The 10,219-nt window shown below is 73.0% G+C and carries 6 protein-coding genes, 1 rRNA gene and 1 pseudogene (1 of these 8 only partly in view); 3 read left to right on the top strand and 5 right to left on the bottom strand.

The features are described 5' to 3' along the window. Positions 1 to 295 (bottom strand): 16S ribosomal RNA (locus CK485_RS23555); it reaches 1,357 nt to the left of the window's first position. A gap of 616 nt (positions 296 to 911) precedes the next feature. Here CK485_RS23555 and CK485_RS23550 point away from each other — a divergent pair. Continuing rightward, a complete protein-coding gene (locus CK485_RS23550; RefSeq protein WP_109453852.1) occupies positions 912 to 1,361 on the top strand; it encodes a PTS glucose transporter subunit IIA in 450 nt (149 codons plus the stop codon). Between the two features lie 70 nt (positions 1,362 to 1,431). Continuing rightward, positions 1,432 to 3,102 (top strand): phosphoenolpyruvate--protein phosphotransferase, encoded by a 1,671-nt coding sequence (ptsP, locus tag CK485_RS23545; RefSeq protein ID WP_109453851.1) that lies wholly within the window; start codon positions 1,432 to 1,434, stop codon positions 3,100 to 3,102. 106 nt (positions 3,103 to 3,208) lie between these two features. Here the strand turns inward: ptsP and CK485_RS23540 are convergent, their stop codons facing one another. Both CK485_RS23540 and CK485_RS23535 read right to left on the bottom strand, forming a co-directional pair. Continuing rightward, positions 3,209 to 4,129 (bottom strand): hypothetical protein, encoded by a 921-nt coding sequence (locus tag CK485_RS23540; RefSeq protein ID WP_241968550.1) that lies wholly within the window; start codon positions 4,127 to 4,129, stop codon positions 3,209 to 3,211. 235 nt (positions 4,130 to 4,364) lie between these two features. Then, entirely contained in the window at positions 4,365 to 6,395 is a 2,031-nt protein-coding gene (locus CK485_RS23535; protein ID WP_109453850.1) for an acetoacetate--CoA ligase, read from the bottom strand. A 216-nt stretch (positions 6,396 to 6,611) separates the two neighbouring features. Between CK485_RS23535 and CK485_RS23530 the strand changes: the two genes are divergently transcribed. Further along, a complete protein-coding gene (locus CK485_RS23530; protein WP_109453849.1) occupies positions 6,612 to 8,957 on the top strand; it encodes a glycoside hydrolase family 31 protein in 2,346 nt (781 codons plus the stop codon). 6 nt (positions 8,958 to 8,963) lie between these two features. Here CK485_RS23530 and CK485_RS23525 read toward each other — a convergent pair. Both CK485_RS23525 and CK485_RS23520 read right to left on the bottom strand, forming a co-directional pair. Beyond that, positions 8,964 to 9,512, bottom strand: a pseudogene (locus CK485_RS23525) (NUDIX domain-containing protein). Positions 9,513 to 9,574: 62 nt separating this feature from the next. After that, positions 9,575 to 10,183 carry an ATP/GTP-binding protein gene (locus tag CK485_RS23520; protein WP_109453848.1) on the bottom strand — a complete coding sequence of 203 codons (609 nt, stop codon included), beginning with the start codon at positions 10,181 to 10,183 and terminating at the stop codon, positions 9,575 to 9,577. Positions 10,184 to 10,219 lie beyond the last annotated feature (36 nt).

The raw sequence follows: 10,219 nt of genomic DNA, 5'->3' as shown, positions 1-10,219 counted from the left end.
CTCTCAGGCCGGCTACCCGTCGTCGCCTTGGTAGGCCATCACCCCACCAACAAGCTGATAGGCCGCGGGCTCATCCTGCACCGCCGGAGCTTTCCACCCGAGAAGATGCCTTCCCAGGTCGTATCCGGTATTAGACCCCGTTTCCAGGGCTTGTCCCAGAGTGCAGGGCAGATTGCCCACGTGTTACTCACCCGTTCGCCACTAATCCACCACCGAAGCGGCTTCATCGTTCGACTTGCATGTGTTAAGCACGCCGCCAGCGTTCGTCCTGAGCCAGGATCAAACTCTCCGTGAATGCCTCCGGGCTATCCCGGCGAACACCACGAGAGCGGCACGAACCAGGGAGGAATAATCCCCGTCGTGCACAGCGTCCTCGCTGTGTGTATTTCTTCAAAGGAACCACGACCATCCCGAAAACCGGGACGGACGGGGTATCAACATATCTGGCGTTGACTTTTGGCACGCTGTTGAGTTCTCAAGGAACGGAAGCTACCTTCAAGACCCTTTCACAGGCCCCTCCGGACTTTCCCTTCGGTGTTTCCAACCTTACCAGATCCGAATTCCGCCTCCGGCTTTCGCATCCGGCCCCTGCTGGAGCGGGGCTTTCACCGTTCCGCATTCCGCTTTCCGGTGATCCCGACTCTATCAGACCATTTCCGATCCGATTTACCGCCGAGGTTTTACCGACCTGGCGAGCACACACGTTCCCGGCTGCTCGTCGAGGCGGTTGCGCCAACGTACTGGAGGGGGCGGACGAGAGGCAAATCGCGGTCCGGGGCGGGGCTCGCCAGAGGGTGCCGCGAGCAAGTGGTCTAAACCGGTGCCGGATGACTTACGCTGCTCTAGCGGGTATCGCCGTCCGGATCGGAGCGGGTCGGCGCCCAGCGAACTCCCCCTCTAGGAGGCTTCCCATGACGTCTGTGACGACCCCTCTGGCCGGATGTGCCATCGGGCTCGCCGCCGTGCCCGACCCGGTGTTCTCGGGCGCGATGGTGGGACCCGGCACCGCCATCGACCCGGTCCGGGAGCCGTCCACGGCCGTGTCGCCGGTGGACGGGATCGTCGTCTCCCTGCACCCGCACGCCTTCGTGGTGGTGGACGCGGAGGGACACGGCGTCCTGACTCATCTGGGCATCGACACCGTCCAGCTGGGCGGCGAGGGCTTCGAGCTGCTGGTGGCCAAGGGTGACACCGTGCGCCGCGGTCAGCCCGTCGTGCGGTGGGACCCCGCTGCCGTGGAAGCCGCGGGCAAGTCGCCGGTGTGCCCGGTGGTGGCGCTCGAAGCGACCGCCGACGCGCTGGGCGAACTGGTGGAGGACGGCGACGTCAAGCCCGGTGACCAGCTCTTCAGCTGGAGCTGACGCGCGCGGCGACGCGCTCACGGTGAGGACAGACGCGGCGGATGCCGCCGCACCGAGCGGAGACGGTGAGATGGAGACAACGCTGCGAGGCGTCGGCGTGAGCCACGGTGTGGCGATCGGCGAGGTACGGCACATGGGCACCGCGGTCCTGGAACCGCCGGCCAAGCAGATCCCGAAGGACGAGGCGGGCCGTGAACAGGGCCGGGCGCGTCAGGCGGTCGAGGCGGTGGCCGCGGACCTGGTCGCCCGGGGGAACCTGGCCGGCGGCGAGGCGCAGGCGGTGCTCGAGGCGCAGGCGCTGATGGCGCAGGACCCTGAGCTGCTGGCGGACGTCGAACGGCGGATCGCGGTGGGCAGCACGGCCGAGCGGGCGGTGTACGACGCCTTCGCCTCGTACCGGGCGCTGCTTGCCGGGGCCGGGGAGTACCTGGCGGGGCGGGTCGCGGACCTGGACGACGTGCGCAACCGCATCGTGGCCCGGCTGCTGGGCGTGCCGATGCCGGGAGTGCCGGACAGCGACGAGCCGTACGTGCTGATCGCCCGGGACCTGGCACCCGCGGACACCGCGCTGCTCGACCCGTCGCTGGTGCTGGGGTTCGTCACCGAGGAGGGCGGGCCGACCAGCCACAGCGCGATCCTCGCCCGGGCGATGGGGGTGCCCGCCGTGGTCGCGCTGCCGGGCGCGGTCGAGCTGGCCGAGGGCGTCGTCGTCGCGGTGGACGGCAGTACCGGGGAGGTGTTCGTCGACCCCGGCGCCGACAAGCGCGAGGCGCTGGAGCGGGACGCGGCCGAGCGCAGGGCGGCGCTGGCGGCGGCGTCCGGTCCCGGTGCCACGTCGGACGGGCACAAGGTGCCGTTGCTGGCGAACGTGGGCGGTCCCGCGGACGTGCCGGCGGCGCTGGAGGCCGGTGCCGAGGGCGTGGGTCTGTTCCGCACCGAGTTCCTCTTCCTGGACGACAGCCGTAACGCGCCGTCGCAGGAGAAGCAGATCGCGGCCTACCGCGCGGTGCTGGAGGCCTTTCCCGAGGGGCGGGTCGTGGTGCGCGTGCTGGACGCGGGCGCCGACAAGCCGCTGGACTTCCTGACCCCCGCGGACGAGCCGAACCCGGCGTTGGGCGTGCGGGGTCTGCGCAGCCTGCTGGACCACCCGGACGTGCTGCGGTCGCAGCTGTCGGCGCTGGCCTCGGCCGCCGAGGGGCTGCCGGTCTATCTGGAGGTCATGGCCCCGATGGTGGCCGACCGGATCGACGCGAAGGCGTTCGCCGACGCGTGCCGGGAGGCGGGGCTGCACGCGAAGTTCGGGGCCATGGTGGAGATCCCGTCGGCCGCGTTGCGTGCGCGGTCGATCCTCCAGGAGGTCGAGTTCCTGTCGCTGGGCACCAACGACCTGGCACAGTACACCTTCGCGGCGGACCGCCAGGTCGGCGCGGTGTCGCGGTTGCAGGACCCGTGGCAGCCCGCGCTGCTGGACCTGGTGGCGTCCGCGGCCGAGGCGGCGCGGGCCGAGGGCAAGAGCTGCGGTGTGTGCGGTGAGGCGGCCTCCGATCCGTTCCTGGCGTGTGTGCTGACAGGTCTCGGGGTGACGAGTCTGTCGATGGGCGCGGCGTCCATTCCGTACGTGCGCGCGACGCTGGCGAAGTACACGCTGGCGCAGTGCGAGCGGGCGGCGGCTGCGGCCCGTGCCACCGACACTGCCGACGAGGCGCGGCGCGCGGCGCAGGCGGTGCTGTCGGGCGAGTAGCCGGGCGCGGCCGTGTCAGGGCCTGAGGAAGGGCGTTCCGTCGGTGTGGCGGGGCGCCCTTCCGCGTGGGTTCACCGTTCGGGGCGGGTGTGGGCCGCCTTGCGGATCACTCCTCCGGCGGTGGGATGAACGTACCGGCGCGGTAGCTCACCCCCGGTTCCGGTGGCACCGGTTCTCCCGTCTCCGCGTCGGTGCAGTAGGCGTTGAAGACCTCGGCCTCGGTGAGGGGGCGCAGCCAGCCGTCACGCAGGGCCCAGCCCCTGACCCGGTCGGGCGCGTCGGGTGTGCCGCGTCCGGTGCGCAGGACCAGGCCGCCGGGGCTGCCGGTGGCCAGTCCCGCGGCCAGCAGGGTGCACAGCACCATCGCGTCGGCTTCGACGAGGTGCACGGTGCCGTCGTCGTCGCAGTCGGCGTGGAGCACGGCGACGAGCGGGACGCTGTCCAGCGGGACGCTGCACACCACGTGGTGGGTGCCGGCGCCGACGGATTCCAGCAGGCGGGTCAGCGCGAGAGAGGCCCGGTCGAAAGCGGGGCCGGGGTCGCCGTGGGCGGCGAGTGACTCGGTGGCGCGCTCCCAGGTGGCGTGGCGGTCGGAGGCGGCGGCGAGTTCTGCGGCGAGGTGCTCGACGGGCTGGCCACGGTAGGCGACCGTGGCCCGGCCGGCCGCGACTTCGGCGACGTAACGGGTGCGGGAGGCGGGCGCGTCGGGGTCCTGGTCGGTGGCGGCGCAGTAGTCCGCGTACTCGCGGGGTTCGAAGAGGGCGACGGCGACGTGGGTGCCGCCCGCCGCGAGGGAACGCAGCACGTGCTGCGTCTGCCGCAGGTAGTCGCCGTGGTCATCGAAGGCGAACGTCGTGTAGGCGCGCATCGCCGCGAAGCGGTCCGGGTCGGCCAGCAGGCCGAGGGTGCTGGGGATCTCGCGGCGCAGGGCGCGCCGGGCGGCCGCGTCGCGGCTCCTGCGGTCCGGCGGGCGCCTGCGCGCCCGGGAGCGGTCGTGGCCGGTGGGGTCCGAGGTGTGGTGCGGCATGGCTTCCCCCTGCTGCGTGAGTGCGTGGGCACGTGACGGCGCCGCGTCCACGGCCCTTCACCGTGGACGGGCAGGGCCGAGGCTCCTCGCCCGAGAGGGGCGAGGTCCTTCGACCACTGCTCACTCACCGTAACCAGCACCACTGACAACGTGACCGCCCGCCCGCGTCGTCCTCCCGCCTCGCGACCGTCGGACCAAGCCCCGCAGGCCCGCCCCCGGAACGCCCCGCGTCGTCCTACCCCTTCGTGCCGCTCCCGCGCAGCGTCCGCCGCGTCGCCAGCTCCTCGTAGAACCGCAGCAGTCCGATGTCGTCCACGGAGCCGGGGTTGACGGCCTTGTCCAGCGGGGTGCCCTGGAGCAGGCGCTTGACGGGGACCTCGATGCGCTTGCCGGTGAGGGTGTGCGGGATGCCGGGGACCTCGATGATCTCGTCGGGGACGTGCCGGGGCGACAGCTCGGCCCTGATGGCGGCCTTGACCTTGTCGCGCAACGTGTCGTCCAGGGTGGCGCCGTCGGTGAGGCGGACGAACAGCGGCATCCAGTAGCCGCCGTCGGGCTGTTCGACGCCGATGACCAGGGACTCGCGGATCTCCGGGAGCCGTTCGACGACCTCGTAGATGTCGGCGGAGCCCATCCGTACGCCCTGCCGGTTGAGGGTGGAGTCGGAGCGGCCGTGGATGATCACAGTGCCGCGCGAGGTGAGGGTGATCCAGTCGCCGTGCCGCCAGACGCCGGGGAACATCTCGAAGTAGCTCTCGCGGTAGCGCACGCCGTCGGGGTCGTTCCAGAAGCGGATCGGCATGGACGGCAGGGGCGCGGCGACGACGAGTTCGCCGACCTCGTCCACGACCGGCTCGCCGTTCGCGTCCCAGGCCTGCAGGTCGGTGCCGAGGCAGGGGCCCTGCAACTCGCCGATGTGGACGGGCAGGGTGGGGATGCCTCCGGCGAAGCAGCTGCACACGTCGGTGCCGCCGCTGACGGAGGCGAGCCAGACGTCGGCCTTGACGTGGTCGTGGATCCAGCGGAAGCCGTCCGGCGGCAGCGGGGACCCGGTGGTGGCGACGCAGCGCACGGCGGACAGGTCGTGGTCGCGGCCCGGCTCCACGCCCGCCTTGCGGCAGGCCATCACGTACGCGGCGGAGGTGCCGAAGACGGTGGTGCCGGTGCGTTCGGCGACGCTCCACTGGGCGCCGGTGTCGGGGAAGCCGGGGCTGCCGTCGTACAGGACGATCGTGGTGCCGCCCAGCAGGCCCGCGACGAGGAAGTTCCACATCATCCAGCCGGTGGAGGTGTACCAGAAGAAGCGGTCCTCGGGGCCGAGGTCGAGGTGGAGGCTGACCTGCTTGAGGTGTTCGACGAGGATGCCGCCCTGGGACTGCACGATGGCCTTGGGCAGTCCGGTGGTGCCGGAGGAGTACAGCACCCACAGCGGGTGGTCGAACGGCACCTGCTCGTACGAGGGTTCGGCGTCGCCGGAGACCAGTTCGTCCCAGTCCAGGGCGCCGTCGGGGGCGGCGGCGCCGAGAAGCGGGATGTGGACGACCGAGCGGACGGTGGGCAGTTCGCGGCGCAGTTCGGCGACGACGTCCGAGCGGTGGTGCTCCTTGCCGCCGTAGCGGTAGCCGTCGACCGCGAACAGCACGACGGGTTCGACCTGCTGGAAGCGGTCGAGGACGCCGCGGGCGCCGAAGTCCGGGGCGCAGGAGGTCCACACGCCGCCGACCGCGGCGGTGGCCAGCAGGGCGACGACGGCCTGCGGGACGTTGGGCACGTAGGCGCTGACGCGGTCGCCGGGGGTGACGCCGAGTTCGCGCAGGCGGGCGGCGAGGGAGGCGACCTGGCGGCGCAGTTCGCGCCAGCTGGTCTCGTGGATCTCGTGGCGTTCGTCGAGGGAGAGCAGTGCGGGGTCGTCGGCGCGGGCCGGGTCGTCGGCGATGCGCAGGGCGTGTTCCGCGTAGTTGAGGGTGGCGCCGGGGAACCACCGGGCGCCGGGCATGGAGGCGTCGGCGAGGACGCGCTCGTACGGGGTGGAGAAGCGCACGCCGGTCCACTCGGTGACCGCGGTCCAGAACGCCTCGGGTTCGCGGACCGACCAGGAGTGCAGGGCGCGGTAGGAGGCGAGCGGATCGGCGGGGTCGCCGGCCGGGGCTCCGTGGGCGCCGGACGCCCAGGCCTGGAAGCGGGTGAGCTGAGTGCGGGCGATGCGGTCCGGGTCCGGGCTCCACAGGGGCCGCGGGGCCTGGCTGGACGGCGGTGCGCTGCTCATACGACGACTCCCGGGATGACGCTGCGTGACGCATGGTGTGCGTTGGGCCACGCTCGGGCGGAATGTCCTCGGGCGCGGCTGGGCAGGACGATGCCACGTGATCGTCCGCAGCGCCAGGGCTGCCCGGCCTGGTGGCGCGGGTCGTGCCGGGCGGCGCGGGTGAACAGCGGCTGAACGCGCGGCGGGCCGTGCGGTACCGGTGGAAGGGTGGGCGGCATGGATACGCGGGACCTGGCGCGTCAGATGCGCTTCGTGGGGACGGCGGGCGGCTGGCGGGCGCTGTGGGCGGGATGGCGGCGGTACCGGACGGACGGACGGGACCTGCCGCGGCGCGGCGCCGAGCGGGCGCGGGTGCCCGGAGCGGCGCTGGGGGCGGAGCCCGCGCCGGGCGGCGGGGTGGTGCGGTTCGCGCGGTCGGCGTTGCGGGTGCGGGTGGCGGTGGGCGGTGCGGTGTTCTGCGGGTGGGACGGCGCGGAGCCCGAGCCGTCGTACGCGCTGGCGGGCGGTTGTCCCGCGGCCGACGAGCGGGCGGTGCTGGAGCCGGACCCCAAGACGGACGGCTGGCGGGTGGTGTCGGAGCGGATCACGGTGGTGGTCTCGCGGCACGGCGGGGTGGAGTTCCGTACGCCGGGCGGGGTGTTGCTGCGGGCGGAGTCGCCTCCGCGCTGGTGGGACGCGCCGTCGGGGCCGGCGCGCTGGGTGCAGCGGTCGCGCACCCCGGCGGACGCGGAGGTCTTCGGCCTGGGCGGCCGGGCGGCCGGGCCGCGGTTGCCGCAGGGCTCGTACCGCCTGTGGAACACCGATCCGGGCGGCGCGTTCGGGCCGGACGACGATCCGCTGTACGTGACGATGCCGGTGCAGTTGGTGGTGGCGGACGCCGGATGCCATCTGGTCTTCCACGACAACACCTGGGACGGCCGGGTCACGCTGTACGAGGGCGTGGAGGGCGCGGGGTCGGGGCATGACCGGCCGGGCGGGTGCGAAGTGCGGTTCGAGGGCGGGCCGTTGCGCTACTGGGTGATGACGGGCCCGCCGGGGCGGGCGCTGCGGACCTGGACGACGCTGACCGGACGGCCCGCGCTGCCGCCGCGCTGGGCGCTGGGGTACCAGCACGCCCGGTGGGGTTTCGGCAGCGAAGCGGAGGTGCGCAGGGTCGTCGCGGGCTACCGGGAGCGGGGGCTGCCGCTGTCGGCGGTGCACCTGGACATCGACCACTTCGACGGGCACCGGGTGTTCACGGTGGACGAGCGGGCCTTCCCCGATCTTCCGGGGCTGGCAAGGGAGTTGGGCGAGCACGGCACACGGCTGGTGTCGATCGTGGATCCGGCGGTGAAGGCGGAGCCGGGGCTTGCCGCGTACGACAGCGGTACGGCGGCGGACGCGTTCGTGCGCGACGCGCGGGGGCGGGTGGTGCGCGGTGTGGTGTGGCCGGGTGAGGCGGTCTTCCCCGACTTCACCGATCCGCGGGTGCGCCGCTGGTGGGGCGGGCTGTACGCGGAGCGTCTCAGGCGCGGTTTCGCCGGGGTGTGGCACGACATGAACGAGCCGACCTCTTTCGCGGCGTTCGGCGACCCGTCCTTGCCGAGGTCGGCGCGGCACGCCATGGAGGGGCGCGGGGGCGACCACCGCGAGGCGCACAACGTCTACGGGCTGGCCATGGCCCGCGCGGGGTACGAGGCGTTGCGCGAACTGCGGCCCGAGCAGCGGCCGTTCCTGTTCTCGCGTGCGGGCTGGGCGGGGATGCAAAGGTACGGCGGTACGTGGTCGGGTGACGTGGCGACCGGCTGGCCGGGGCTGCGGGCGTCGCTGTCGCTGGTGCTGGGGCTCGGGTTGTGCGGTGTGCCGTACTCGGGACCCGACGTGGGCGGCTTCAGCGCGCTTCCCTCGCCGGAACTGTACGTACGGTGGCTGCAGTTGGCGGCGTACCTGCCGTTCTTCCGTACGCATTCGGCGATCGGGGCGGGGCCGCGGGAGCCGTGGGAGTTCGGGGAGCGGGCGCTGGAGTGCGCGCGGGCGGCGCTGGCGGGGCGCGAGAGACTGCTGCCGTACCTGTACACGTTGGCGCACGTCGCGCACCGCACCGGCGCGCCCTACGCGCGGCCGCTGTGGTGGCACGATCCACGGGACCGGGCGCTGCGTGGGGTGGGGGACGCCTTCCTGGTCGGGGACGCGCTGCTGGTGGCGCCGGTGCTGGAGCGGGGGGCGACCCGGCGGGCGGTGCGGTTGCCGCGCGGCCGCTGGTACGACACGGTGACGGGCGTCGCGTACGAGGGGCCGGGGCAGGTGCTGCTGGACGCGCCGTTGGAGCGGATCCCGGTGCTGGCGCGGGCGGGGGCGGTGCTGCCGGTCGCGGGCGCGGACGGTGCGGTGGAGCTGGAGGCGTGGGCACCCGCCGCGGGACGGACGGGTGGCGGGGTGCTGATCGACGACGCGGACGACGGCCGCCAGGAGCCGGTGACGGCCCGGTTCGTGACGAGGTGGCAGGACGGTGCGGTGGTCGTGGAGCGGGAGGGCGAGCAGGAAGTGGGATTCACGGTGCGGGTGCGCGGGATGGAGCCGTAGGCGGGTTCAGCGGTCGGCGAACCAGTGGGCGGTGGCGCGGGTGTGCAGGGGGAAGCCCAACTCCGCCGGTTCCGTGAGCAGTTGCCAGCCCTCGGTCTCCTTCGTGGGCCGCGACGGAGGCAGGGCGGCGATGTCGCGGGGCGGGAGCAGGCCGAAGACGAGGAGGCGGCCGGTGAGGTCGGTCATCACGTCGGCGAGCCGCACGCGTTCCGCGTCCGCGGTCACCCGGGTCTCCTCGCGCAGTTCGCGGACCACCGCCTGCTGCCAGGTCTCCCCCACCTACATGAACCCGCCGGGCAGGGCCAGGGTGCCGTAGGCGGGTTCGATGGTGCGGCGGATGACGAGCAGGCCCGTGGTGCCGCCGTCGGTCACGGGCTGGAGGGCGACGGCCACGGGAAGCGGGTTGCGGTACGTCGTGCCGGCGCAGGCCGGGCAGGTCCTCGGCCAGGCCGCGCCGGGCGGGAACGCGGTGCCGCAGTAGGAGCAGTGGGCGTCCTTGACGGTGTGCGCGCCGTGAGCGTCACCGGTGGTGTCGAACGGGGCGTCGTGGGACATCCTCGGGACTGTAGCGGACGCGTGCGCCGGCCGCAGGCGTCCGGCGGCGTGCCGGTGCCGTGTCAGGAGGCGGCCGGGGCCGTGGTGGCCGTCGAGCGTTCCATGGCGTGCGTCACGACCGCGATCAGGACTTCCTTGACCGACTCGCGGTCCCGGGCGTCGCACATCAGCAGCGGCACGTGCGGGTCGAGGTCGAGCGCGTCGCGCACCGTCTCCACCGGGTGCATCTGCGCGCCGTCGAAGCAGTTGACGGCTATGGCGAAGGAGATGCCGCGCCGCTCGAAGTAGTCCACGGCGGCGAAGCAGTCCTCCAGCCGCCGGGTGTCGGCGAGCACGACGGCCCCCAGCGCCCCTTGCGCGAGTTCGTCCCACAGGAACCAGAAGCGGTCCTGTCCCGGGGTGCCGAACAGGTAGAGCACGAGGTCGTCGCGGAGTGTGATGCGGCCGAAGTCCATCGCGACGGTGGTGGTGCTCTTGCCCTCCACGCCCGCGAGGTCGTCGACCGGGCGGCCGGCCTCGGTCAGGGACTCCTCGGTACGCAGCGGCCGGATCTCGCTGACCGCGCCCACCAGGGTGGTCTTGCCGACGCCGAAACCGCCGGCCACCAGCATCTTGAGCGCGACCGGCTCCTCGGCGGGCACGCGCCGCCGGTCAGAGCGCCCGAAGGCCATCGATCTCTTCTCCCGTCCTACGGCGGATCCCCAGGT

Origin of the sequence: Streptomyces sp. ICBB 8177 (genome assembly GCF_003144095.1) — a bacterium.
In the GTDB taxonomy this organism is placed as follows: domain Bacteria; phylum Actinomycetota; class Actinomycetes; order Streptomycetales; family Streptomycetaceae; genus Streptantibioticus_D.
This window is presented reverse-complemented; position numbering and strand designations above follow the sequence as displayed.